The following is a 24,138-nucleotide window of genomic DNA, read 5'->3' as shown; positions in this document are numbered from 1 at the left end:
CTACTGCCTGACCGGATCACCGTCAATGCCCGCCCCGGGCGCGTCGGCAAACCCCTCGATCGTGCGGCGGGGGCCGGTGAACCACGTGCGCGCCGAGGCGTACCACCAGACGGCCACCACCAGCAGCACCCCGCCCACGGCGAGCGGCGCGTAGTTGACCGCCGACCAGCTGAAGTCGGCGTGGCCGGGCACCCCGGCGGGCACGATCGGCAGCACGAAGTAGACCGAGATGATCGCGATCTCGACCACCGCGACCCAGCCGAGCACCTTGTAGCGGCGGCCGAGCGTCCACGGGCCGGGGGTGAACCGGTCGCCCATCCGCAGCCGCAGCACGATAGGAATGACGAAGGAGAGGTAGAGCCCGATCACCGCGACCGAGACCACCGCGTAGAAAGCGACCGGGATGCCGGACGGGCTCTCGTAGAGCGCCGGCAGGGTGAGCACCAGCCCGGCCACGGTCGCGCCGACGATCGCGTTGACCGGGGTGCCGTTGCGGTCCACCTTCGACCAGAGCCGCCAGCCCGGCACCGCCCGGTCCCGGCTGAACGCGTACGCCATCCGCGACATCGACGTCACGCAGCTCATGCCGCAGAAGAACTGCCCGATGGTGGAAATGATGATGACGGCCTTGAAGAAGAACGGGGTGAGCGCCGTTTCGAAGATCGCGCCGGAGAACCCGCCGGCCGCGTTGATGGCGTCCACGTCGGTGGCGGCGAACAGGAACGCGAGCAGCAGGATCCAGCCGCCCACCGCCGAATAGAAGATCGACCGCCACAGCCCCTGCGCGGCGGCCTTCGACGCGCCCCGGGTCTCCTCCGACACGTGCGCGCAGGCGTCGAAGCCGGTGATCGTGTACTGGGTGAGCAGGAAGCCCAGCGGCAGCACGTAGAACCAGAAGGTCCACCCGCCGGTGCCGCCGTCGCCGAAGCCGGAGTTGTCGAACCGCTCGGTGAAGACGAACTGGAAGCTCTGGTGCTCCTCCGGGACGAACACCAGGATGGCGACCACGGCCGCCGCGCCGGCCACGTGCCACCACACCGAGACGTTCTGGAGTACGTCGATGATCCGGTGCCCGAAGATGTTGATCAGCCCGTGCAGCGCCAGAATGATCACGAACAGCACGAACGCCTGCCGCAGCGTCCCCGCCCAGCCGTCGAACAGCGCCGACAGGGTGAGATTGAGGAACGTGGCGCAGCCGTAGTCGACCGACGCGGTGACCGCCACCAGGCCGATCAGGTTGAGCCAGCCGGTGAACCAGCCGTGCACCGGCCGGCCCATCTTCGCCGCCCACCAGTAGATGCCGCCCGCCGTCGGGTACGCCGACACCAGCTCGGCCAGGCAGAACCCGATGACCAGGATGAACAGCGAGATCAGCGGCCAGCCCCAGGAGATGGCGACCGGCCCACCGTTGTTCCACGCCTGGCCGAACGTGGTGAAGCAGCCGGCCAGGATCGAGATGATCGAGAACGAGATCGCGAAGTTGGAGAAGCCGCTCCACTTGCGGCGCAACTCCTGCTGGTAACCGAGTTCGGCGAGCCGCCGGGCGTCGTCGTCCATCGGCTGATCGGCGGTCGGTGCGGGCGTCGTGGCCACTGCACACCTCCTGGCGAGGATTGCCGGAAACGCGTGCGCCCGAGTCTCGTCCCGCCGATCACGATGGTCAATACGCCACGGCCTGTCGCCCCGGACGCGCCGCCACCGGACGCGGGGCGTCGGCCAACCGGCGCAGCCCCGCCGGCTGCACGAAGATCGAGCGGCGGGCCACGGCGTAGCCCCGCGCGTCGACCTCGTAGCCGTCCAGCCACAGCCACCCGTGGTAGGTGTGCCAGTCCTCGTGGTCCCGGATCACCCGGAAGAGGATCGGCCGGACGAACTGCACGCTGGCGGCCCCCGTGACGTGCAGCAGGTCCCCGCACCTCAGCTCCGCGTACCTCGGCGGGTGTCGGCCCGTCACCGCCCCCGCACCTCCGGCACCGGGCGGACCGGCGGGGTGTCGCGGATCGCCTGCACCCGGACCATGACGACGCGCTCCCGGCCCGGCGTGCCGTCGGGGCGCAGCTCCAGCCCCTCCAGCCGCACCCACGACGACGCCAGGAAGTTCGCGTACCGGGGAACGTAGGTGACCTTCAGCCGCAGCACCACCTGCCCGATGCAGTAGTCACACGGCTGAAGCGTCAGCACGTCACGCACGACGACCAGCGGATTCACCGTGGACACCCCGGGTGCCGCCCACCACGATTCCTGCGCATGTGCCCCTCCCTGACTCGAAGACCGGGCGGGCAACACCCTGCACACCGGCCCGCCGGGTGACAGTCTGCTGATCGCGGAACTACGCTGAGAAGCCATCGCGCCTGGTCCCGGAGCACCTCCGGAGTCACCGCGCCGCGCTCGGCAGCCCTCGACGACGCCCAGCAGGACCGGGCGACGCCTGGCGAGCACGACGAAGATCTGGAGAAGGCATGGAAAGCGAACAGACCGCCGATCTGATACGCACGCAGCTCCGTCGCATCCGGACAGCCGCCGGCCTCAACCAGGAGGAACTCGGCCGACGCGCGAACTACTCCGCCTCGACGATCTCGGCGGTGGAAACCGGCACCCGGCCGCTCGACAAGGCGTACGTCAAGCGCATGGACGAGGTGCTCGACACGGGCGGCCTGTTCGAGTCCCTGCTGCGGATGGCCGAACGGGACGGCCAGCCCTCGTGGTTCCGCCCGTGGCTGGAGGCCGAGCGCAACGCCACGCAGCTCCGATACTTCAACCCCACGCTCGTCCCCGGCCTGCTCCAGACCGAGAACTACGCCCGCGCCGTGCTGCGCTTCGACGACACCAAGCCCGAGGCGGAGGTCGAGCGGCAGGTCGCGGCCCGCCTGGAGCGGCAGGACATCCTGGTACGCGAACACCCGCCCCAAGTGATTGCCGTGATCGACGAGGCAGCCCTACGCCGCACCGACGCCATCATGGCCGAACAACTCGCTCACCTGCTGCGAATGGCCGACCTCCCCCACGTCCACATCCACGTCATCCCGAGCTACACCGGCCTGCACGTCGGACTGTCCGGCCCACTCGCTCTGGCCAGGTCCGCCGATGGGGGCTGGGTGGGACACCTGGAGAACCAGCTCTCCGGCTTGGTCACCGACAGCGAGGATGAGATGGCTACGCTTCTGGGACGATGGGAGGGTGTGAGAGGACTCGCCCTGCCGCGCGACCTGTCCCTCGCTCTGATGAAGGAAGTGGAGAGCCAACATGGACCTCAGTAGCGCGCGATGGAAGAAGTCCACCCGAAGCGGCACGAGCGGCGGCGACTGCGTGGAGGTGGCCGCCAACCTGACCAATGTCGTCGCCGTCCGGGACAGCAAGGACCCCTCCGGTCCCGTGCTCGCGTTCACCCCGCAGACCTGGCGCGCGTTCGTCGAGCACGCCAAGCACCCCTGACCTTGCTCTGGCCCGCACGCGAGGCCACCCGGTGACAGCACAGCCTCGCGTGCGTCGCCGAACAGTCGCAGCCAGGAGAGGATCTTGTGGTGCAAAGTGAAGGAAAACGAGGTAGTTGATCTTTAGCGGCCCAGGTCAGCAAGTCTGTTCCCCGCGCACGCGGGGGTGATCCCAACGCCCGCGCGTCCCTGGACGCGCTGCTGGGCTGTTCCCCGCGCACGCGGGGGTGATCCCGTCGCGATGCGCCCGTCCGTCCGCGCGCTCGCCTGTTCCCCGCGCACGCGGGGGTGATCCTATGAGGTTTACGATTTACAGATAGCGGAAGGGCTGTTCCCCGCGCACGCGGGGGTGATCCCATGGGCAAGGATCTGTCAGACGCTTTTCTTGCCTGTTCCCCGCGCACGCGGGGGTGATCCGTCGGCAACGACGGGACCGGCAAGCCGGGCCGACTGTTCCCCGCGCACGCGGGGGTGATCCGGTCGATCTCAGCGGGAAGATCGCGCTCGTGACCTGTTCCCCGCGCACGCGGGGTGATCCGGAGGTACCGACCGTGTCGACCACTAGCGCGCCCTGTTCCCCGCGCACGCGGGGGTAATCCCAACCGGACTCGACCGGCCGGCAGCCCGACACCCGATGCCGGCGGTTGCCGCCCGCAAGATCGCGCTCAATCAATGAAAGAGTGGCTTCCCACTCGCAGCGTGGGGACTCTTTCCCTGATCGAGCACGATCTTTCCCCCTGGCAGCCGCGCACCCCGTCGAATGGCACCGCGCGTGCGCGGATGGACCGCAAGCAGGTCAGGGGTTCGCCGGGGCCCGCCCGCGCAGGGATCAAGCCTGACCGCCCGGAGCGGGCGGGCCCCGGCGAACCCCCACCACGACGCACCGCAACGAACACGCCCCACCACCACACACCGCAACGAACGCGCCCCACCCCCGTACCCAGGTAATCGCCTTGCCGCGACCAGCCCGCGACGGGCATCCTTGAGCCTGTGACCAGGCCCGATCCGGACGGGCCCCGCCGGGCGCTCGGCACCGCCCGGCCCGCGGCGGCGCGGGGCGTTCACCTCTCTCTCACACGTGGCGCACCGCCCCGCGCCGCCGCACCGGCCACACCCGACGCTCAGGCGAAGATCAGCCCGCCCACCCAGAGCACGGCGATCACCAGCCCGGCGAGGAACTCCACCAGCATCGACAGCCCGGCGGCCTTGAGCGCGTGCACCGTCGACGGCCAGGCGAGCTGGTTGCTGCCCAGCCGCAGCCGTTCGGCTCCCCAGATCCCGCCGACGAACCCGACGACCAGGCCGACGACCGGGAGCACGAAGAAGCCGACCAGCCCCAGCACCCCGCCGGCGAGCAGCGACGACGTCGGCACGCCGGCATTCTTCAGGTTGCGCCCCGGCCACAGGTACTTGACGACGCCGCCGCCGACGGCGACGACCGTGGCGGCGGCCAGCACCAGCCAGCGGCCCGCCCCGGCGGTGCCGAAGATCGCCCAGACCAGCACGCCGCCCCAGCACAGCGGCAGCGCGGGCAGGCCCGGCACGATCACCCCGGCGAGCCCGGCCAGGATGGCCAGCGCGGCCACGATCGACACCACGGCCTGCGAGTCGGTGAGACTCATGGCGCACCCTCCGCATCGTCGCGCAGCCGGGCGGTGATCTGGGCCGCCGGCACGGGCGGGCCGAACCAGCGCCCCTGCCCGGTGTCGCAGCGCAGCGACCGCAGCCGCTCCGCCTGCGCCTCCGTCTCCACCGCCTCGGCGGTCACCCACAGTTCCAGCGCGTGCGCCAGCCGCACCAGCGCGTCCACGATCCGTTCGTCGCGGTGGTCGGCGGAGGCTGCGGAAGTGGCAGCGTCCGTGGACAGGTCCACCCCGCCGGGCCGGATGCCCTCCACGAACGGCCCCGCCAGCTTGAGGCAGTGGATGGGCATCCGCCGCAGGTACGCCAGGTTCGAGTATCCGGTGCCGAAGTCGTCGATCGCCAGCCGTACGCCCAGGTCGGCGAGCTGGTGCAGCGCGCGCAGCGGCTCACCGGCGGTGCCCATCACGGCGCTCTCGGTCAGTTCGAGCTGGAGCAGCGCGGCCGGGAGGCCGGTGCGGCCCAGCGCGCCCGCGACCGTCTCGACGATGGCCGGGTCGTTGGCCTGCCGGGCCGCCAGGTTGACGCTGACGATCAGTTTCGCCTCGGGGAACTCGCGACGCCACGCCTCGGCGTCGCGGCACGCCTGCCCCAGCACCCATTCGCCGAGGCGGACGATGAGCCCGGTCTCCTCGGCCAGCCCGATGAACTGGTCCGGCCCGACCAGGCCCAACTCCGGGTGCTGCCAGCGGACCAGCGCCTCCACGGCCACCATCGACGAGTCGAGCAGCGACACGATCGGCTGGTAGTGGACCACGAACTCGCCCCGGTCCAGCGCGGCGGGCAGGCCGGCGACCAGCGCGGAGCGGGCGATGTCGCGGGCGCTGCGTTCGGGGTCGTAGACGGCCCACCGGCCCCGGCCCTCGGCCTTCGCCCAGTACAGGGTGGTGTCGGCGGCCTTCATCAGCTCCGACGGGCTGGTCTCCCCCGCCGGGCACTCGACGATGCCGATGCTGGCGGAGACGGCCAGCTGCTGGTCGCCGACGTGCACGGGGGCGGAGACGGCGGCGAGGGCCATCTCGGCGACGCCCACCGCGTCGTCGATGTCCTCGCCGCCGTCGACGAGGATGACGAACTCGTCGCCGCCCATCCGGGCGACGAGGTGCCCGTGCCCGGCGACGCACTCGGCCAGCCGCCGGGCGATCACCACCAGCAGCCGGTCGCCGAGGTCGTGCCCGAGGCTGTCGTTGACCGCCTTGAAACCGTCGAGGTCGAGGAAGCAGACCCCGATCCGGTGGTCCGGGCCCGCGTCGGCGAGGACCTGGCCGAGGGTCTCGAAGAACAGCGTACGGTTGGGCAGGCCGGTGAGCGGGTCGTGCAGCGCCTGGAAGCGCAGCCGCTGTTGCAGCTCGTACCGCTCGGTGATGTCCTCGATCATCGCCACGGTGAAGCGTGGCCGGCCGTCGTCGTGCCGGATCAGCGAGACGGCCAGGTCCGTCCAGACGATGCTGCCGTCCTTGCGGTAGTAGCGCTTCTCCACCCGGGCCGCGTCGTGCTTGCCCTCGATGAGGGCCTGGTAGAGCTCCCACATGCCGGCGGCGTCGTCGGGGTGGAACAACGATGCCACGTTCGTGCGGCGCAGCTCGTCGACGCTGTAGCCCAGCATGTCGGCGAACGCCTGGTTCACCTCGATGATCTGCCCGTCGACGCCGGCGATGCCGATGCCGATGGCCGCACCGACGAAGACGGCCCGGAACCGCGCCTCGCTGTCGCGCAGCGCCTGCTCGACGAGGTCCCGCGCCTGCCAGGCGCTGCGGGCGATGCGTTCCTGCTGGGTGAAGGTGCGGTCGCGCAGCGCCCGGGCGAACCCGGCGGCGAGCCCGCCCTGGAGCGCGGCGACCCGCTGGGCGGTGCCGGGGCGGCCCGCCCTCTCGGGCAGCACCTGGGCGACGAACCGGTCCCCGAGCGCCGCGACCGACCAGTCGAGCAGGCCCGGCTCGGCCAGGTGCGCCTCGACCAGCGCCCGGCCGACGTTCTCTGCCGGCCGGGCGGTGAACGCCTCGGCCAGCAGCGCCCCGGCCAGGTGCTCGGTGTGGCCGAGGAGCAGCCGCTCGGTCTCGGCGGCGCTGAGCGGCACGAAGCCGAGCCGGCGGGCCGCGCGGGCCCACGCGGCGGCGTACGACTGGGCGCCGGCCCGGCTGAAGCCCGCACCGCCGGTCGCCGGCACGGCGGTGCTGGTGTCGCCGGCTGTCGCGTCGTCGCCGGCTGCCGGCGCGGCTGTCGCGTCATCGCCGGGTTCCGGCCTGGCTGTGGCGTCGCCGCCGGCTTCCGGCACGGCTGTCACGTCGGCCTAGCCGGCGGGTTGGTCGTACCGGGCGACGCCGCCGAACGCGCCGAACCGCTCGGGGTGGGCGTCCACGTCGGACGGCGAGTCGGGACGCCAGAGCGGCATGTGCACCACGCCCGGCTCCAGGATCGTCCAGTCGCCGAAGAAGCCGGTGATCTCGGCGCGGGAGCGCAGCGTGATCTCGGTGGCGGTACGCGCCGACAGCCGCTGGGCGTCCAGCATCTCCTGCGGCTGGTCCTCGAAGGTGGAGTGCGACACGACAAGGAAGCTACCCGGGGCGGCGGCCGCCCGCAGGGTGGCGAGGACGTCGGCCGGGCGGTCGGCGTCCGGGACGAAGTGGACCACCCCGGCGAGCAGGATGCCGACCGGGCGGTCGAGGTCGAGCAGGCCCATGGCCCGGCTCGCGGCGAGGATCGCCTCGGGCTGCCGCAGGTCGGCGTGGATCACCCCGGTCAGGTCGTTGCCGGCCAGCAGCTCCCGGCTGTGCGCCACGGCCACCGGGTCGATGTCGACGTACACCACCCGGGCCTTCGGGTTCGCGGCCTGCGCTACCTCGTGGACGTTGCCGACGGTGGGAATTCCCGAGCCGATGTCGAGGAACTGGTCGATGCCGGCGTCGAGCAGCGCCCGGACCGCCCGGCGCAGGAACTCCCGGCCCGCCCGCATGGTGGCGGCCAGGTTCGGCGTCATGCTGGCGATCTGCTCGGCCAACTGCCGGTCGATCTCGAAGTTGTGCGCGCCGCCGAGGAAGTAGTCGTAGACCCGGGCCGCGCTCGGTCGACTCAGGTCGATCTCGGTGGGAAGTCCGTCCGCCATCCTGTGTCGCTCCCGCCAGTGGTCGCCGCGGCACGGGCCGTGCCGGTCGTCGGACACGGCACGGGGACGCCGGGCACGCCGACCGGCAGACCCGCGGGTCTGTGGTGTTCCACACTCTAAGCCGCAGGTTCCACCATCCGCGAGGTCTGTTTCCCGACCGGGACGTGGCCGGGCGGCCGGTCAGCCGGCTGACTCCAGCATCAGCGCGATGCCCTGTCCCACCCCGACGCACATGGTCGCCACCGCCCGCCGGGCGTCGCGGCGGCGCAGCTCCAGGGCGGCGGTCAGGGCCAGCCGGGCGCCGCTGGCCCCCAGCGGGTGGCCCAGGGCGATGGCCCCGCCGTTGGGGTTGACGTGCTCGGCGTCCTCGGGCAGGCCCCACTCGCGCAGCACCGCCACCGACTGCGCGGCGAACGCCTCGTTCAGCTCGATCACGTCGACGGCGTCGAGGCCGACGCCGAGCCGGTCGAGCAGCTTGCGGGTCGCCGGGACCGGCCCGATCCCCATGATCCTCGGCGGCACGCCGGCCGCCGCCGCCCCGGCGACGCGGGCCAGCGGGGTCAGACCGTAGCGGGCCACCGCCGCCTCGCCGGCCACCAGCAACGCCACCGCGCCGTCATTGACCCCGGAGGAGTTGCCGGCGGTCACCGTGCCGCCCTCGCGGAACGGGGTGGGCAGCGCGGCGAGCTTCGGAAGCGTCGTCTCCCGGGGGTGCTCGTCGACGTCGACCAGCTTCGTCTCGCGCCGGCCCGCCGGCACCGTCACCGGCACGATCTCCTCGGCGAACCGGCCGTCGGCCTGCGCCTTCGCGGCCCGCTGCTGCGACCGGTACGCGAACGCGTCCTGCGCGGCGCGGTCCACGCCGAATTCGGCGGCCACGTTCTCCGCCGTCTCCGGCATCGAGTCGATGCCCCAGCCCCGCTCCATCAGCGGGTTGACCAGCCGCCAGCCGATCGTGGTGTCGTAGACCTCGGCGGCGCGGGAGAACGCGGTCGTGGCCTTCGGCATGACGAACGGCGCGCGGCTCATGCTCTCCACGCCGCCGGCCACGACCAGTTCCGCCTCGCCGGCCACGACCTGCCGGGCGGCGGTGGCCAGGGCGTCCAGGCCGGAGCCGCAGAGCCGGTTGACGGTGCTGCCGGGCACCTCGCCGGGCAGCCCGGCCAGCAGCGCCGCCATCCGGGCGACGTTGCGGTTGTCCTCGCCCGCCTGGTTGGCGCAGCCGAGGACCACGTCGTCGACGCGGGCCCAGTCCACCGACGGGTGGCGGGCCACCAGCTCCCGGATCACGTGCGCGGCGAGGTCGTCGGGGCGCACCCCGGCGAGTGCGCCGGCGTACCGGCCGATCGGGGTGCGGACACCGGCCACGAGGTATGCCACGGTCATCGACGTAGTCCTTCGGGGTGGGAAGGCCGACATTGCGGGCCCGCCGGGTCGCGGCGGGGCGGCCCCAGGATATCCGCGGGGGCAGCCGCCCGGCGCGGCCCGCCCACCCGCCGGGGGGCAAGGAAGGGCCCCTTGTTAACGCATTCTGTTGTACAGGGGGCCCTTCCTAACGTTCTGACGCAGGGCCCGCGGCACGCGACCCTCGCATCGACGGGCGACTGTGTAAGGAGCCTCACGCGGAGTGATCCTTCCACCCGGCGAGTGGCGGGCGTATCGTCGGCTGGCGATGACCAACGTCTGGGACCTCACCGTCCGCCTGTACGTCGACCTCCGACGGCAGGCCAGCGGCGTCTGTCCGGCGCGGCCCGTCTCCTCCTGACGCCCGCCCGACCGCCGATCTCCCCGCTTGGACGTTCCCATGGCTTCCGCCCTGCGCAAGTTTCCCTTCTCCCTCCAGATCCTGCTGGGCCTCGTGCTCGGCGTGGTGCTGGGCTTCGTCGCCCGCGCCAACGACCTGAGCTGGCTGGCCGGCACCCTCGACACCGTCGGCGGCCTCTTCGTCCAGCTGCTCAAGCTGGCCGTGCCGCCCCTGGTCTTCACCGCCATCGTGGTCAGCGTGGTCAGCCTGCGCGGCGTCGCCAACGCCGCCCGGCTGGCGCTCAAGACGCTGCTCTGGTTCGGCGCGACCGCGCTGATCGCGGTGAGCATCGGCATCGGCCTCGGCCTGCTCACCGACCCCGGCCGGGGCGTCACCCTCGACGTGGGCGCCGCCGCCCCGCCGAAGACCACCGGCTCCTGGACCGACTTCCTCACCGGAATCGTGCCGACCAACCCCGTCGGCGCGTTCGTCGAGGGCAACGTGCTCCAGATCGTCTTCCTCGCCCTCGTGGTGGGCGCGGCGGCACTGCTGGTCGGCGAGGCCGCCGAGCCGTTCGTGGCGCTCAACCGGTCGCTGCTGAGCATCGTGCAGAAGGCGCTGTGGTGGGTGATCCGGCTCGCCCCGGTCGGCACCCTCGGCCTCATCGGCAACGCCGTCGCCTCGTACGGCTGGGACCTGCTGGCCCCGCTCGCGAAGTTCACCACCGCCGTGTACGTCGGCTGCGCGATCGTGTTGTTCGTGGTCTACCCGCTGCTGCTGCTCGCCGCCGGCCGCCTCAACCCGCTGCGCTTCTTCGCCGGGGCGTGGCCGGCGATCGAGCTGGCGTTCGTCTCCCGCTCCTCGGTCGGCACCATGCCGGTGACCCAGCGTTCCGTCGAGCGCCTCGGCGTCCCCCGCGAGTACGCCTCGTTCGCGGTGCCGTTCGGCGCGACCACGAAGATGGACGGCTGCGCCGCGATCTACCCGGCCCTCGCGGCGATCTTCGTCGCGCAGGTCTTCGGGGTGGAGCTGGGCGTCGGCGACTACCTGCTCATCGCGTTCGTGTCCGTGGTCGGCTCGGCGGCCACCGCCGGCCTGACCGGCGCGATCGTGATGCTCACCCTGACCCTGAGCACGCTGGGCCTGCCGCTGGCCGGCGCCGGCCTGCTGCTGGCCATCGACCCGATCCTGGACATGATCCGCACCGCCACCAACGTGGCCGGCCAGGCCGTCGTGCCGACCATCGTGGCCGCCCGGGAGGGCACGCTCGACCGGGCCGCGTACGACTCGGCCGGCCGCCGCGACCTCACCGACCCCGAGCCTGCCGACACCGGCCGCCGCGGCCTCACCGACCCCGAGCCGGCCGACACCGACCACCCCGAACCCGATACGAGCGACACCGGCCGCGCCGGACCCGCGACGGGCGACGCCGGCCGGCCCGCCCGCGCCGGGGAGCCGGCTCCCGCCCCCGCCTGACAGCTCGGAGAGGATCACCGCATGAGCAGCCTGTTCACGCCCCTGGCGCTGCGCGCCGTCACCCTGCCCAACCGGGTCGCCCTGGCCCCGATGTGCCAGTACAGCGCGGGCCCCGACGGCCTGCCGACCGACTGGCACCGCGTACACCTGGGTTCCCGCGCGGTGGGCGGCGCGGGCCTGGTGCTCACCGAGGCGACCGCCGTGGTGCCCGAGGGCCGGATCAGCCCGCAGGACGTCGGGCTCTGGTCCGACGCGCACGTCGACGCGTGGCGGCCGGTCACCGCGTTCGTCGCGGCGCAGGGCGCGGTGCCGGCGGTGCAGCTCGCGCACGCCGGGTTCAAGGCGTCGACGTACGGGCCGTGGGCGCCCCGGCGCGGCGGGGTGCCCGACGCCGACGGCGGTTGGACGCCGGTCGGCCCCGGCGCGGAGCCGTTCGTGCCGGACTACCGGGTGCCGACCGCGCTCGACGAGGCGGGGATCGCGGCGGTGGTGTCGGCGTTCGCCACCGCCGCCGGCCGCGCGGTGGACGCCGGCTTCGCCGCGGTGGAGATCCACGCCGCGCACGGGTACCTGCTGCACGAGTTCCTCTCGCCGCTGACCAACCACCGCGCCGACGGCTGGGGTGGGGACCGGGCGGGCCGGATGCGGCTGACCCTCCAGGTGGCCCGCGCGGTGCGCGCGGCGGTCGGCGAGCGCGTCCCGGTGCTGGCCCGGATCTCCGCCACCGACTGGACCGAGGGCGGCTGGACCGTCGAGGACAGCGTGGTGCTCGCCGGGGAGCTGGCGGCGGCCGGCGTCGACCTGGTGGACGCCTCGTCCGGCGGCGCGGCCCCCCAGGCGACCATCCCGGTCGGCCCCGGCTACCAGGTGCCGCTCGCGGCCCGGATCCGCCGGGAGGCGGGCGTCCCGACGGGGGCGGTCGGCCTGATCGTCGAGCCGGAACAGGCCGAGCAGATCGTGGCCGGCGGGGAGGCGGACCTGGTGCTGCTGGGGCGGGAGCTGCTGCGCGACCCGTACTGGCCCCGCCGGGCGGCGGCGAAGCTCGGCGCGACGCCCGACTGGCCCGCCCAGTACGAGCGCGCCTTCTGACCCACCCGTCGGCTGTCCCCGGGCCGGCCCGGGGACAGCCGACGGACTCGATGCTGGCCGCAGGGTGGGCGCGGCGGGTCAGCCGGCCAGGTGGCCCCAGTCCCGCTCCAGGTCCCGCCAGGGGCCGTGGGCCGCGACGGTGCCGTCGACGAGCACCACCACCTGATCGGCACGGACCAGCGCCGCCCGCTTCGACGTCGAGCCCACCACCGTCACCCCGTGCCCGCGCAGCGCCGCCCACAGCTCCAGCTCCGTGGTGACGTCCAGCGCCGAGGACACGTCGTCGGCGACCAGCAGTTCCGTACGCGGGGCCAGCGCCCGGGCCAGCGCCAGCCGCTGGAGCTGCCCGCCGGACAGCCGGGTGCCCTTGTGCCCGATGAGCAGCCCGAGCCCGCCCCCGTCGCCACCGGCCGCCGCCAGGTCGTGTTCGAGCTGGGCCGTCGTCACCGCCGCCGCCGCGTCCACGTCGTGCCCGAGCGCCACGTTGTCGGCGACGGTGCCGGAGAGCACCCGGGGCAGCTGGCCGACGTAGCCGACCTGCTGGGGGCGCAGGAACACCTCCGGCTCGGTGACCGGCTCGCCGTTCCAGCGCAGGGCGCCGGTGTGGTGCACGATCCCGGCGAGGGCGCGCAGCAGCGACGACTTGCCCGACCCGACCGGCCCGACGACGAGCACGAGCTGCCCGCGTTCGACGGTCAGGTCGACGTCGTGGACGGCGAGCGTCCCGTCGGTGTGCAGCGCACCGAAGCCGACCAGCTCCAGCCGGCGCAGCGGACGCCGCGGCGGGGGCTCCGGCGCGGGCGCGGTCCCGGCGGTCAGGTCGACCCCGGGCACCGACGCGGAGTACGCCCCGACCCCGGCCATCGCGACCGTCCGGCGCGTCCACACCCGGGCGGACGGCAGCTGGGACACCAGCGACGCCGTCGTCCACGCGAACCAGCGGGCCGCGCCGAGCGTGGAGACCGCGACCAGGGTCGCCCCGGCGGACAGCCCGCCGCCGAGGTAGAGCGCCCAGGCGCCGATCGGCAGCAGGCCGCTGGCCAGGGCGGGCGTCGACCGGGCCCAGACCTGCACGGAGATCTCCCGCCGTTGCCGCTCGCTGCGCGTGGTGTCGAGGTCGGCGAGGTGGTCCAGCACCGGCCGGGTCGCGCCGGCCAGCTTCACCGTGCGGGCCGCCGACAGCGACGACACCAGCGCGGTGGCGAACGCCGCCCGCGCCGCCACGGTGGCCCGCGCCGACCGTTCCAGGCGCGGCCCGAACAGCGTCGCCGCCAGCCCGGAGACGACCATCGTGCCGGCGAAGAACAGGGCCGGGACCCAGCTGCCGGAGACCAGCGTCATGGCCACCACGATGAGCACGGAGATGGCCTGGTCGAGCATGTTGTCGGCGAGGATCACCACCCGTTCGGTGTCGCCGCCCTGGGCGACGACCTCCGCCGGGGTGTGCCCGCCGACCCGGCGCGGGCCGGTCTGCCCGTGCACCAGCCGCAGGCTGATCCGCAGCATCTGCCGGGTCCACCAGTTGGGGAACATGGTGCTGGTGAAGTAGGGCACCGGCGTCGTCACCAGCAGCCCGGCGACGATCCCGACCGCCGGCCACCACGGGCCGCCCACCCCGTCGACCAGGTCGGCCCACAGCCAGGGCAGCACCACGCCGTCGAGGCCGAGCAGGCCCCCGAACCCGAACAGCGCGATCGCCGCGAGACCGTACCGTGGGTTGTTGGTGGTGAGGCGGAGGATCTCCCGCATCGTGCGGGTGCGCGGGGCCGGCGGCAGCGGGGGCGGCTCGACCTTCACCCGCGCGGCCCCGACCGGCGCGGCGGCCCCGGCGGCGCCGGGCGCGTCCGACGGCGGCGGCGGATCGGTCAGTACGGCCGCGCCGCCGGCCCGCCCGCCGGCGCCCCCACCGACCCCCGCCCCGGCGTACGCGGAGGCGTGGCTCACGGCCAGCAGCTCGGCGAACCGCTCCGAGGTGTGCAGCGGCCCCGCCTCGACGACCGCGCCGTCGGCCAGCACGACCACCTCGTCGCACCGGCGCACCGAGGAGAGCCGGTGGGCGACGACGATGCCGATCCGGCCGGCGAGCAGCCGGTCGGTGGCCCGCTGCACCAGCGTCTCCGTGACCGGGTCCAGCCGCGCGGTGGCCTCGTCGAGGATCACCACGTGCGGGTCGCGGACCAGGATCCGGGCGAACGCGACGAGCTGCTCCTGGCCGGCGGACAGCACGTGGCCGCCCTCACCCAGCCGGGTGTCCAGGCCGTCGGGCAGCCCGGCGATCCAGGCGGTCAGCCCCAGCTCGTCGAGCGCCCGGGCGGCGTCGCCGAGCAGGTCGGGGTCGAACAGCGCGACGTTCTCGGCGACGGTGCCGGCCAGGATCTCGGTGCGCTGCGGCACCACGGCGATCCACCGGCGCAGCCGCTCGACGTCGAGGTCGAGCAGGTCGGTGTCGCCGAGCAGGACGGTGCCGCGCGGCAGGTCCACGGCCCGGGTGAGCACCTTGGCCAGGGTCGACTTGCCGGACCCGGTGCGGCCCACGAGGGCGTACGACCGACCCCGGGCGAACGTCAGCGACACGTCGCGCAGCGCCGGCGGCCGGTCGTCGTCGGAGCCGCCGGTCGGGTAGCGGTAGGTGAGGTGGCGCACGACCAGGTCGCCCTCGACGGGCTCCCGGCCGCCGGCCGGCTCCTGCGGGGCGTCCTGGAGCAGTTGCACCCGCCCCCAGGCGCCGAGCGCGTACTGCAACTCGGGCACCATCCGGCTGACGTTCTCGACGGTCGCGCCGAACGCGAGCACGAGCAGCCACACGGCGGTCAGCCGGGCCGCGTCGATCCGGCCGGCGGCAAGCGCCCACGCCCCGCCCAGGACCACCCCGACGATGCCGACCCGGATGACGCCGGCGCCGGTCGCGGTCACCCAGGCCGACATCCGCCACACCAGGTTGCCCCGGGCCAGCACCGCCGCGGCGCGTTGGGCGAAGAGCCGCAGCACGTACGGCCGGGCGAGGCTGGTGCGCACGTCGTCCTGGCCGTGGACGGCCTCCTCCATGACGGCGGCGAGGTCGGTCCAGGCTTCCTCCTCGGCCATCCGGGCCGGGGCGATCCGCCGCGTCGGGCGGTGCAGGACGAGGGCGAGCAGCGTGGTCAGCGCGAACATGCTCACCCCGGCCGGCCACCAGACGAACAGGGCCACGACCATGGAGAGCAGGCCGGTGGCGCTCAGCTGGGCGATGCGTACGCCGTGCCCGCGCACCTCGGAGGCCACCTGGTAGACGTCGCCGTCGATGCGGTCGAGCAGCTCGCCGACCGGGGTGCCCTCCAGGGTGGGCAGGTCCTGCCCGAGGGCCACCCGGCACAGCCGCCGCCGCACGTCGGCCGACCAGTCGGCGGTGACGCCGGCCATCACGAGCCCGATGGTGAGGTCGGTCACGACGGCCGCGCACAGCGCCACGGCCAGGACCGCGAACAGGAGGCCCGAGCGGTGCACCAGCACCGGGCCGGCGAGCGCCGCGGCGGCGGCCTGGCCGGCGGCCCCGAGCACGATCAGGGTCGCCACCAGCGTCATCCGGCGGGCCGAGGTGGCCCACAGGTCACGGAAAAGGCGCATGTCGGTCCCTCCGGACACTCGGCTGGCGGTGTTCCCACCCTCCGTGATCCGACCGATGCCTTCAACGCATTTACCGCCCGCGCCACCCGCCCGGGTGTCGCCCCTCCCCCGCCTCCTGCCGCTCCCTGCGCTCCCGCCGCTTTCGCGCCTCCCGCCGCTCCCGCGCCTTCGGCGCTCGCGGTGAGAGGGGAACCCTTCTCTACCGCAGGCGTTAAGAGGGGGCCCTTCCTTGCACCTCAGAAGAGGACGGTGGCGAGGGTGCCGACCGGGCGGAACCCGCAGCGTTCGTAGACGCGGCGGGCCGGCAGGTTGAAGTCGTTGACGTAGAGGCTGACGCTCGGGGCGACCCGCAGCAGCGCGTCCCGGGTGACCGCCGCCATCGCCGCCGTGGCGATGCCCCGGCCGCGCCACTCCGGGGCGACCCAGACCCCCTGGACCTGCGCGGTGTGCCGGGTCACCACCGCCAGCTCGGCCTTGAAGACGACCTGGCCGTCGACGAACCGCGCGTACGCCCGCCCGGCCCGGACCAGGTCGACGACCCGCCGCCGGTAGCCGCGCCCGCCGTCCTCGACCAGCGGCGAGACGCCGACCTCCTCGGTGTACATGGCCACGGCGGCGGGGAAGAGGCGGTCCACCTCGTTGCCGCGCACCAGCCGCACCTCGGGGTCGGTGGCGATCGACGGGAGCGCGTCGGTGGCCAGCAGCGGCTGGTTGGGCCGGACGTCCCGGGCCGGCCCCCAGTGCGCGCAGAGCCGGTCCCAGAGGCCGAGCACCGCGTCGGCCCGCCCGACGATCGACGAGCAGAGCCGTTCCTCGGCGGCGAGCAGCTCGGCGTAGGCGGCGACGGCCGACTCCGAGGCGAGCACGGGGGTGAGGTTGCCGCCGAGCCAGCAGATCGATTCGAGGTTGCGGCGCGCGCCGTAGCCCAGGATGCGGGCCTCGGCCCGCCACCAGGCCAGCCCGCGCGCGGTGACCCGCTCGGCGACCTGCGCGCCCGCGAACGGGTCGAGGTCGAGCAGCCGCTCGACCGCGCGCCGCTCCGATTCCCCGAGTTGCCGCACCGGCGCCGTCAGCACGCCTCCAGCCTGCCAGATCGGCCGCCCGCCCCGCCGGCCGAGTACGGAGTCCGCCGCAGGCTGGACCGGGGGCACGGCGCGTACGGCAGCCGGCGCGCGAAAACGAGTTGTTGCCGACCCGTTGCCGATATATCGTTGATGCATCAGCGACAGAACTTCGAGGGGAGAACACCGTGGGGTTCCACCGACGGACACACATGCACGAGGCGCGGATGCGGGGCTTCGGCTTCCCGCCGTTCCCGCCCGGCCCACCGTTCCCGCCGGTCCCACCCGGCCACGGGGGCCCGCACGGCGGCGGGCGGGGCGGTCACCGGGGGCGCGGCCGGGGGCGGCGGCCCAACGTCCGCGCCGCCGTGCTGGCCCTGCTCACCGAGCGGCCGATGCACGGCTACGAGATGATCCAGGAGATCGACTCCCGCACCGGCGGGGCCTGGCGGCCCAGCCCCGGGTCGATCTACCCGACCCTCCAGCTCCTGGAGGACGAGGGCGTCGTCGCCGCCACGACCGAGGAGGCCGGCGGCGGGCGCAAGCGGTTCACCGTCACCGAGGCGGGCCGGGCCGAGGCCGACGAGGCGGCGCAGGCCCCGCCGTGGGGCGAGTTCGCCGAGGACACCGTCGCGAGCTGGCACGACATCCGCGACGCCGGCACGCAGGCGATGCACGCGCTGCGGCAGGTGATGATGACCGGCACCGACGACCAGCGGGAGCGGGCCGCGCAGGTGCTCGCCGAGACCCGGCGCAAGCTCTACGCCATCCTCGCCGAGGGGTAAGGAAGGGCCCCTTGTTAACGCATACGGTCGAGAAGGGTCCCCTTCTCACGCCCCGGGCACCGCCCGCGCGCGGCAGGCGGGGCCCGTGGGGCACGCGCGGCGCGCGGGGCGCGCGGGGCAGGGGCGCGCGGGGCAGGGGCACGCGCCACGGCAGCCGGGTGGGCGGAGGGGCACACGGCTCAGGGCACACGGCAGGGGGCCGTTCCCGGCGGAACGGCCCCCTGCCGGCGCGTGGTGCGGCGTGGTGCGGCGGGTCAGTGCACCGTGACGGTGGCCCCCGGGAGCAGGTCCCGCAGCTCCTCGGGCAGCTCCGCGCCCATCTCGTCGGCGATCCGCAGCGCCTCTTCGATCAGCGTCTCCACGATCTGGCCCTCGGGGACGGTCTTGACGACCTTGCCCTTCACGAAGATCTGCCCCTTGCCGTTGCCCGAGGCGACGCCCAGGTCGGCCTCGCGGGCCTCCCCCGGACCGTTGACGACGCAGCCCATGACGGCCACCCGCAGCGGCACCGGCAGCCCCTCCAGGCCGGCGGTGACCTCCTCGGCCAGCTTGTAGACGTCGACCTGGGCCCGCCCGCAGGACGGGCAGGAGACGATCTCCAGGCCCCGCTCGCGCAGCCCCAGCGACTCCAGGATCTGGTTGCCGACCTTGATCTCCTCCACCGGCGGGGCGGACAGCGACACCCGGATCGTGTCGCCGATCCCCTCGGCCAGCAGCGCGCCGAAGGCGACCGCCGACTTGATGGTGCCCTGGAACGCCGGCCCGGCCTCGGTGACGCCGAGGTGCAGCGGGTAGTCGCAGCGCTCGGCGAGCTGCCGGTAGGCCCGGATCATCACCACCGGGTCGTTGTGCTTCACCGAGATCTTGATGTCGCGGAAGCCGTGCTCCTCGAACAGCGAGCACTCCCACAGCGCCGACTCGACCAGCGCCTCGGCGGTGGCCTTGCCGTACTTGGCGAGCAGCCGCTTGTCCAGTGAGCCGGCGTTGACGCCGATCCGGATCGGCACCCCGGCGTCGCCGGCCGCCTTCGCGATCTCCTTGACCTTGTCGTCGAACTGCCGGATGTTGCCCGGGTTCACCCGCACGGCGGCGCAGCCGGCGTCGATCGCGGCGAAGACGTACTTGGGCTGGAAGTGGATGTCGGCGATCACCGGGATCTGCGACTTGCGGGCGATCGCCGGCAGCGCCTCCACGTCGTCCTGCGAGGGCACGGCGACCCGGACGATCTGGCAGCCGGACGCGGTCAGCTCGGCGATCTGCTGGAGGGTGGCGTTGACGTCGGAGGTGAGGGTGGTGGTCATCGACTGCACCGACACCGGCGCGCCCCCACCGACCGGCACCGGGCCGACCATGATCTGGCGGCTGGCCCGGCGCGGGGCGAGCGCGGGGGGCGGCGCGACGGGCATACCGAGACTGACTGCGGTCACTTCAGGCACTCACCTTGAGAAGAGCGTGATCGGGTTGACGACGTCCGCGGTGACGGTCAGCAGCGTGAACACGCCGCCGATCAGGATCACCACGTACGTGATGGGCATGAGCTTGAGATAGTCGACGCGGCCCGGGTCCGGGCGGCCGAACCGGGCGAAGACCCAGGACCGGACCCGCTCGAACCAGGCGATCGCGATGTGCCCGCCGTCGAGCGGGAGCAACGGCAGCAGGTTGAACACGCCGATGAAGAAGTTCAGCGACACGAACAGCATGAAGAACACCAGCCAGGCGTTGTTCTCCACGGCCTCGCCGCCGAGCCGGCTCGCGCCGACCACGCTGATCGGGGTGTCCACGTCCCGCTCGCCGCCGCTGATGGCCGTCCAGAGGGCGGGCACCTTCTGCGGGATGCGCTTCATCGCCTCGTACGTGCCGACGGCCATGTCGCCGGTGAACCGCGCGGTCCCGCCGAGGGCGGCGACCGGACCGTACTGGACCCGGGTGGGGGTGCTGAACTGGAGGCCGATGCCGAGCGCGGCGACCGGGCCGACCGCGCCCTTCGGGTCGTCCAGGGGCGGGCGCTGGGTCTGCGCGAGCACGGTGCTCGTGGTGCCGGGCTGGCCGTCGCGGACGTACCCGATCTGGGCGGTGTCGCCCGGCTTGGTGGCCCGCAGCGCGGTCAGCAGCTCGCCGTAGTTGCCGATCGGGGTGCCGTTGAGCGAGGTGATCCGGTCGCCGTCGCGCAGGTTGCCCGTCGCGGCCGGGCTGGCCGGGTCGCTCGCGGCGCACTCGCGCACGGTGTTCTCCGGCACCACGCACTTGGCCAGGGCGATCACCGCCGGCTCCTGGCGGGCCTCGGCGTCGGTGGTCGGGAAGTCCGGGTTGGGCAGGCCGGCGGAGACGGCGATGATCCAGGTCGCGACGAGGGCCAGCGCGAAGTGGGTGACCGACCCGGCGGACATCACGATCGTCCGCTTCCAGACCGGGTAGCGCCACATCGCGCGGTGCTCGTCGCCCGGCTCGACGTCGTCGTCCTGCGGCGTCATGCCGACGATCTTGCAGAAGCCGCCGAGCGGGATGCCCTTGAGGCCGTACTCGGTCTCGCCCCGCTTGAAGCTCCAGATGGTGGGGCCGAAGCCGACGAAGTAGCGGGTGACCTTCATCCCGAACGCCTTGGCGGTGAGCATGTGCCCCGCCTCGTGCAGGCTGACCGAGACGAGGATGGCCAGGGCGAACAGGACCACCCCGAGCAGGTACGCCATCAAGCTCCTTCCACCGATGCCGATGCCGATGACGACGACGCCGAGACCGACGACGCTGACGCCGCCGACGGTGACGCCACGATGATCTCCTGCGCGTGCGCGCGCGCCCACGACTCGGCGGCGAGCACGTCCTCGACGGTACCTGGTTCGGCGAAATCGGGAGCATCGTCCAGCACCCGCCGGAGGGTGTCGACGATGCCGAGGAACGGCAGCCGGCCGGCGACGAACGCCGCGACGCACTCCTCGTTGGCCGCGTTGTAGATCGCCGGGCGGCAGCGCCCCGCCTCGCCCGCCGCCTTGGCCAGCGCCACCGCCGGGAACGCCTCGTCGTCGAGCGGGGCGAACTCCCAGGTGTGCGCGGTGGTCCAGTCGACGGCGGCGGCGGCGTCCGGCACCCGGTCGGGCCAGCCGATGCCCAGCGCGATGGGCAGCCGCATGTCGGGCGGGCTGGCCTGGGCCAGCGTCGACCCGTCGGCGAACTCGACCATCGAGTGGATCACCGACTGCGGGTGCACCATGACGGTGATGTCGGCGTAGGGCACGTCGAACAGCTCGTGCGCCTCGATCACCTCCAGCGCCTTGTTGACCATCGTCGCGGAGTTGATCGTGACGACGGGCCCCATGTTCCAGGTCGGGTGCGCGAGCGCCTGCTCGGGCGTGACCTGCGTCAACTCGTCGCGCCGCCGCCCCCGGAACGGCCCGCCGCTGGCGGTGACCACCAGCCGGCGCACCTCGCCCCGGGCGCCGCCGCGCAGGCACTGGGCCAGCGCCGAGTGCTCCGAGTCGACCGGCACGATCTGCCCCGGCCGCGTCACCGCGGCCTTCACCGCCGGGCCGCCGGCCACGAGCGACTCCTTGTTGGCCAGCGCGAGGGTACGCCCGGCGCGCAGCGCGGCCAGGGTCGGCGCGAGCCCCAGCGAGCCGACCACCCCGTTGAGCACGACGTCGCAGGGCCACTGCGCCAGCTCGGTCATGGCGTCCGGCCCCGCCACGATCTTGGGCAGCTTGAAGTCGCCGCTGGACCAGCCGCGCCGGCTCGCCTCGGCGTAGAAGGCGAGCTGGAGGTCCTGCGCGGCCGACGCCTTCGCCACCCCGACCGCCTCGACGCGCAGTTCGAGGGCCTGCGCGGCGAGCAGCTCGACGTTGCCGCCCCCGGCGCCGAGCGCCACCACCCGGAACCGGTCGGGGTTGCGCCGGACGATGTCGACGGCCTGGGTGCCGATCGAGCCGGTCGAGCCGAGCAGCACAAGATCGCGGGGAGTTGTCACCCGCCCATTCTTCCCCAGCCGGGCTGTGCGCCCGCCGGGAGCCTCAGCCCTCGGCGTCGGGCTCCTCCGGCGGCGCCTCCTCGCCAAGCAGGTCAGCTGGGTCGATGGAGAACTCGAATGGCTCCCGCATCACGAACCGCGTGCCTGCGGCAGCGGCAGCCACCGGCCGGTATTCTCCCTCAACCAGCTCGAACAACGCGATGGTGGGCACACGGTTGCGCAGGTCGACGCGGAGGAAGAACGGCACACCGACGGCGGCGTACTCCCTGGGCCGGTCGATGATGTCCTTACGTCGGTTGCCGGGCGAGAGAATCTCACCGAGCAGTTTGGCGTGGCGGATGTGCATCGTCGTTCGTCCGCCTCCCGGGACGTCGAGAATGACGATGTCCGGGATGAAGAGATCGTCGCCCGAGACGACGTTCGATTCGAGGTAGAGCCACAGCTTGGCGCGACGGGCCGCCTGCTTGAGCAGGTACGCGAGATCCAGCTCCACGTCTTGATGGTCGTATCCGGCATGTGGTGTCACGATCACGCTTCCGCTCAGGACCTCGACCTTGGGGCCGTTGGTTTCCGGCAAGAGGTCGAGGGCGAGCCGCGCGGTCCACGGCTCGTCGTGCCACCGGAGCACGTCGAACGACGGCTCGGGTTGCTGCGGCGCCGGCTCGGGCGCAAACGCTGCCTGGGCCATCCGGGCTCACCCCCTCAGCGGAACATCCTGCTGGCACCCACCCTAGTCGCGCAGCCCCGATCCGCCCTGCTCGCACACGGTGTCCGACCGCGCCGTCAGGCTCCGGCGCGGAGGGTGAAGGCGTCCAGCTCCTCGCCGCCGTACCAGTCGGTGCGCCGGCCCACGTAGGCCATGCCGAGCCGCCGGGCCACCGCCGCCGACGCCGTGTTGCCCGGCGACACCACCGCCCACACCTGCGGGGTGCCCGTCGCCAGCTCCCGCGCCACCAGCGCGCGGGCCGCCTCCGTGGCGTAGCCGTGGCCCCACGAGTCGGGGTGCAGGTGCCAGCCGACCTCGATGTCGGTGGTCGGCACGCGCTCGTCGCGGCCCGGCAGCGGCTTGAGCAGCACCGTGCCGACGACCCGCCCGTCGGCGCGCGTCTCGATCGCCCAGGTGCCGTACCGGTCGCCGTGGGCGGCGTGCCGCTCCCGCCAGGCGGCGAGCCGGTCGACCGCCCCGGACGGGTCGGTCAGCGGCAGGCCCGGGGCCGCGCCCAGCCAGCGCACCACCTCGATGCGGGAGTAGATGTCGTAGATCCGGGCCAGGTCGCCCGGCTCGGCGGTCCAGTCGCGGATGCTGAGGCGTTCCGTGGTGAGCACGGTCATGACGCGGGATCGTAATGCGTGACGGGGCGTGGGGCGGGGAAGAAGGTCGCGGTGGCAGACGGATGGCAGCGGGCGAAGCGGATCGTCAGCGCCGCGTTCCGGCCGGTACGCGGGCGGGACCTGTCGCTGCACGCCGCCGCCATCACGTTCTACGGCGCGATCGCCGTGGTGCCCGTGGCGCTGCTGGCCATCTGGACGACGGGGTTGGTCGCCGGGGCGGACCGGGTGCGGCGGCTCACCTCGTACGCCATCGAGACGCTGCCCACCGACATCGGCGCGCACCGGGCGGTGGCCGCGCTGCTGGAGGCCGGGCTCGGCCTGACCCCGGCGCTGGCCCTGGCCTCGCTGCTGCCGGCGTCGCTGTACGGCGAGGGGCTGCGCCGGGCGTTCGTGTCGGTGGCCGCCCCGCGCGAGCCGGGCGGGGCGCTGGTCGGCTGGCGGGGCCGGCTGCTGCTGCTCCCGCTGCTCGCGCCCGCCCCCGCGCTGCTGCTGTCGATCCTGCTGGCCCTGCCGGTGACGACCCACCTGGTGCGCCAGGGCGGCTGGCGGGGCGCGCTCGGCGTGGTGCTGTCGTTCCTCGGCGTCTGGCTGGTGCTCACCCCGGTGCTGATGTGGGTGTTCCGGGTGGTGGGGCCGGCGTCGCCGGACTTCCTGTCGACGTTGTCGCTCGGGTCGTTCACGGCGGCGAACCTGTCGGGCTTCCTGCACGGGTTCGTGCTGTTCGCCTCGCTGCCGCTCGACCTCGGGGTGCCGTTCGGCGGCTTCGACGCGATCGGCGGCGGGGTGGCGGTGCTGCTGTGGCTCTATCTCTTCCACGTGATCGTGCTGGCCGGGTATTCGGCGACGCTCGCCCTGTCGGACTGGCGGTCCCGCCGCGCCGCCGCACGATGAGCATGCGCGGGGGCGCGGCGGGCCTCC

General features: G+C 73.6%; 20 protein-coding genes, 1 pseudogene and 1 CRISPR repeat array. Of the genes and pseudogenes, 7 read left to right on the top strand and 14 right to left on the bottom strand.

What is annotated here, in order from left to right; all coding sequences use genetic code 11:
* The 3 genes from O7628_RS21020 to O7628_RS21010 all read right to left on the bottom strand — a co-directional run bounded on the left by O7628_RS21020 (nucleotide 1) and on the right by O7628_RS21010 (nucleotide 2,208).
* Nucleotides 1-1,593 (bottom strand): amino acid permease, encoded by a 1,593-nt coding sequence (locus tag O7628_RS21020; RefSeq protein WP_278132988.1) that lies wholly within the window; start codon nucleotides 1,591-1,593, stop codon nucleotides 1-3.
* 67 nt (nucleotides 1,594-1,660) lie between these two features.
* On the bottom strand, nucleotides 1,661-1,954 hold the full coding sequence (locus O7628_RS21015) for a hypothetical protein (protein ID WP_278132986.1): 294 nt from the start codon (nucleotides 1,952-1,954) through the stop codon (nucleotides 1,661-1,663).
* Nucleotides 1,951-2,208 (bottom strand): hypothetical protein, encoded by a 258-nt coding sequence (locus O7628_RS21010; protein ID WP_278132984.1) that lies wholly within the window; start codon nucleotides 2,206-2,208, stop codon nucleotides 1,951-1,953. The genes O7628_RS21015 and O7628_RS21010 overlap by 4 nt, the downstream gene beginning before the upstream one ends.
* A gap of 251 nt (nucleotides 2,209-2,459) precedes the next feature.
* Between O7628_RS21010 and O7628_RS21005 the strand changes: the two genes are divergently transcribed.
* On the top strand, nucleotides 2,460-3,257 hold the full coding sequence (locus O7628_RS21005; RefSeq protein ID WP_278132982.1) for a helix-turn-helix transcriptional regulator: 798 nt from the start codon (nucleotides 2,460-2,462) through the stop codon (nucleotides 3,255-3,257).
* Entirely contained in the window at nucleotides 3,244-3,432 is a 189-nt protein-coding gene (locus O7628_RS21000; RefSeq protein ID WP_278132980.1) for a DUF397 domain-containing protein, read from the top strand. The genes O7628_RS21005 and O7628_RS21000 overlap by 14 nt, the downstream gene beginning before the upstream one ends.
* 144 nt (nucleotides 3,433-3,576) lie before the next feature.
* Nucleotides 3,577-4,030: direct repeats of the CRISPR family, unit length 28 nt; unit sequence CTGTTCCCCGCGCACGCGGGGGTGATCC.
* 522 nt (nucleotides 4,031-4,552) lie between these two features.
* Here the strand turns inward: O7628_RS21000 and O7628_RS20995 are convergent.
* From O7628_RS20995 to pcaF, 4 genes are all read right to left on the bottom strand, one after another.
* Complete coding sequence (locus tag O7628_RS20995; protein WP_278132978.1) at nucleotides 4,553-5,053, bottom strand: DUF456 domain-containing protein; 501 nt, start codon at nucleotides 5,051-5,053, stop codon at nucleotides 4,553-4,555.
* Nucleotides 5,050-7,239 carry an EAL domain-containing protein gene (locus tag O7628_RS20990; RefSeq protein WP_278132976.1) on the bottom strand — a complete coding sequence of 730 codons (2,190 nt, stop codon included), beginning with the start codon at nucleotides 7,237-7,239 and terminating at the stop codon, nucleotides 5,050-5,052. The genes O7628_RS20995 and O7628_RS20990 overlap by 4 nt, the downstream gene beginning before the upstream one ends.
* Nucleotides 7,240-7,362: 123 nt before the next feature.
* Nucleotides 7,363-8,175: an SAM-dependent methyltransferase gene (locus O7628_RS20985; protein WP_074473862.1), complete on the bottom strand. Its 813-nt coding sequence runs from the start codon at nucleotides 8,173-8,175 to the stop codon at nucleotides 7,363-7,365.
* 180 nt (nucleotides 8,176-8,355) lie between these two features.
* Nucleotides 8,356-9,561, bottom strand: a complete 1,206-nt coding sequence (gene pcaF / locus O7628_RS20980; protein ID WP_278132974.1) for a 3-oxoadipyl-CoA thiolase — start codon at nucleotides 9,559-9,561, stop codon at nucleotides 8,356-8,358.
* 241 nt (nucleotides 9,562-9,802) lie between these two features.
* Between pcaF and O7628_RS20975 the strand changes: the two genes are divergently transcribed.
* The 3 genes and pseudogenes from O7628_RS20975 to O7628_RS20965 all read left to right on the top strand — a co-directional run bounded on the left by O7628_RS20975 (nucleotide 9,803) and on the right by O7628_RS20965 (nucleotide 12,484).
* Complete coding sequence (locus O7628_RS20975) at nucleotides 9,803-9,940, top strand: hypothetical protein (protein ID WP_278132972.1); 138 nt, start codon at nucleotides 9,803-9,805, stop codon at nucleotides 9,938-9,940.
* Between the two features lie 51 nt (nucleotides 9,941-9,991).
* Nucleotides 9,992-11,227, top strand: a pseudogene (locus O7628_RS20970) (dicarboxylate/amino acid:cation symporter); the annotation flags it as partial.
* Nucleotides 11,228-11,416: 189 nt separating this feature from the next.
* Entirely contained in the window at nucleotides 11,417-12,484 is a 1,068-nt protein-coding gene (locus O7628_RS20965; RefSeq protein WP_278132971.1) for an NADH:flavin oxidoreductase/NADH oxidase, read from the top strand.
* A 78-nt stretch (nucleotides 12,485-12,562) separates the two neighbouring features.
* Here the strand turns inward: O7628_RS20965 and O7628_RS20960 are convergent, their stop codons facing one another.
* Entirely contained in the window at nucleotides 12,563-16,087 is a 3,525-nt protein-coding gene (locus O7628_RS20960; RefSeq protein ID WP_278132969.1) for an ATP-binding cassette domain-containing protein, read from the bottom strand.
* A 236-nt stretch (nucleotides 16,088-16,323) separates the two neighbouring features.
* On the bottom strand, nucleotides 16,324-17,163 hold the full coding sequence (locus O7628_RS20955) for a DUF4081 domain-containing GNAT family N-acetyltransferase (RefSeq protein ID WP_074473857.1): 840 nt from the start codon (nucleotides 17,161-17,163) through the stop codon (nucleotides 16,324-16,326).
* 173 nt (nucleotides 17,164-17,336) lie between these two features.
* Here O7628_RS20955 and O7628_RS20950 point away from each other — a divergent pair, with 173 nt between their 5' ends.
* Nucleotides 17,337-17,933, top strand: a complete 597-nt coding sequence (locus tag O7628_RS20950) for a PadR family transcriptional regulator (protein ID WP_278132966.1) — start codon at nucleotides 17,337-17,339, stop codon at nucleotides 17,931-17,933.
* 254 nt (nucleotides 17,934-18,187) lie between these two features.
* Here O7628_RS20950 and ispG read toward each other — a convergent pair whose 3' ends face one another.
* The 5 genes from ispG to O7628_RS20925 form a co-directional block, all read right to left on the bottom strand.
* The gene (gene ispG, locus O7628_RS20945; RefSeq protein ID WP_074473855.1) at nucleotides 18,188-19,360 is read right to left on the bottom strand and encodes a flavodoxin-dependent (E)-4-hydroxy-3-methylbut-2-enyl-diphosphate synthase; all 1,173 of its coding nucleotides are present in this window, start codon (nucleotides 19,358-19,360) and stop codon (nucleotides 18,188-18,190) included.
* Between the two features lie 9 nt (nucleotides 19,361-19,369).
* Nucleotides 19,370-20,620, bottom strand: coding sequence for a site-2 protease family protein (locus O7628_RS20940; RefSeq protein WP_278132963.1), 1,251 nt, complete (start codon nucleotides 20,618-20,620; stop codon nucleotides 19,370-19,372).
* The gene (gene dxr, locus O7628_RS20935; protein WP_278132962.1) at nucleotides 20,620-21,888 is read right to left on the bottom strand and encodes a 1-deoxy-D-xylulose-5-phosphate reductoisomerase; all 1,269 of its coding nucleotides are present in this window, start codon (nucleotides 21,886-21,888) and stop codon (nucleotides 20,620-20,622) included. The genes O7628_RS20940 and dxr overlap by 1 nt, the downstream gene beginning before the upstream one ends.
* 43 nt (nucleotides 21,889-21,931) lie before the next feature.
* Complete coding sequence (locus O7628_RS20930; protein WP_278132960.1) at nucleotides 21,932-22,576, bottom strand: Uma2 family endonuclease; 645 nt, start codon at nucleotides 22,574-22,576, stop codon at nucleotides 21,932-21,934.
* Nucleotides 22,577-22,671: 95 nt separating this feature from the next.
* The gene (locus tag O7628_RS20925) at nucleotides 22,672-23,220 is read right to left on the bottom strand and encodes a GNAT family N-acetyltransferase (RefSeq protein ID WP_278132958.1); all 549 of its coding nucleotides are present in this window, start codon (nucleotides 23,218-23,220) and stop codon (nucleotides 22,672-22,674) included.
* 51 nt (nucleotides 23,221-23,271) lie between these two features.
* Here O7628_RS20925 and O7628_RS20920 point away from each other — a divergent pair, with 51 nt between their 5' ends.
* Nucleotides 23,272-24,111 carry a YhjD/YihY/BrkB family envelope integrity protein gene (locus O7628_RS20920; RefSeq protein ID WP_278132956.1) on the top strand — a complete coding sequence of 280 codons (840 nt, stop codon included), beginning with the start codon at nucleotides 23,272-23,274 and terminating at the stop codon, nucleotides 24,109-24,111.
* Nucleotides 24,112-24,138: the final 27 nt, after the last annotated feature.

The sequence above is a fragment of the Micromonospora sp. WMMD956 genome, assembly GCF_029626125.1.
Lineage (GTDB): Bacteria > Actinomycetota > Actinomycetes > Mycobacteriales > Micromonosporaceae > Micromonospora > Micromonospora carbonacea.
The sequence above is the reverse complement of the archived record's forward strand: the minus strand, read 5'-3'. Positions and strand labels throughout refer to the sequence as shown.

What these genes read in the sequence shown, in the direction of transcription:
- O7628_RS21005 (WP_278132982.1), top strand. Translation starts at nt 2,460, where the DNA reads ATGGAAAGCGAACAGACCGCCGATCTGATACGCACGCAGCTCCGTCGC.
- O7628_RS21000 (WP_278132980.1), top strand. Translation starts at nt 3,244, where the DNA reads ATGGACCTCAGTAGCGCGCGATGGAAGAAGTCCACCCGAAGCGGCACG.
- O7628_RS20995 (WP_278132978.1), bottom strand. Translation starts at nt 5,053, where the DNA reads ATGAGTCTCACCGACTCGCAGGCCGTGGTGTCGATCGTGGCCGCGCTG.
- O7628_RS20985 (WP_074473862.1), bottom strand. Translation starts at nt 8,175, where the DNA reads ATGGCGGACGGACTTCCCACCGAGATCGACCTGAGTCGACCGAGCGCG.
- pcaF (WP_278132974.1), bottom strand. Translation starts at nt 9,561, where the DNA reads ATGACCGTGGCATACCTCGTGGCCGGTGTCCGCACCCCGATCGGCCGG.
- O7628_RS20965 (WP_278132971.1), top strand. Translation starts at nt 11,417, where the DNA reads ATGAGCAGCCTGTTCACGCCCCTGGCGCTGCGCGCCGTCACCCTGCCC.
- O7628_RS20960 (WP_278132969.1), bottom strand. Translation starts at nt 16,087, where the DNA reads ATGCGCCTTTTCCGTGACCTGTGGGCCACCTCGGCCCGCCGGATGACG.
- O7628_RS20940 (WP_278132963.1), bottom strand. Translation starts at nt 20,620, where the DNA reads ATGGCGTACCTGCTCGGGGTGGTCCTGTTCGCCCTGGCCATCCTCGTC.
- O7628_RS20930 (WP_278132960.1), bottom strand. Translation starts at nt 22,576, where the DNA reads ATGGCCCAGGCAGCGTTTGCGCCCGAGCCGGCGCCGCAGCAACCCGAG.
- O7628_RS20925 (WP_278132958.1), bottom strand. Translation starts at nt 23,220, where the DNA reads ATGACCGTGCTCACCACGGAACGCCTCAGCATCCGCGACTGGACCGCC.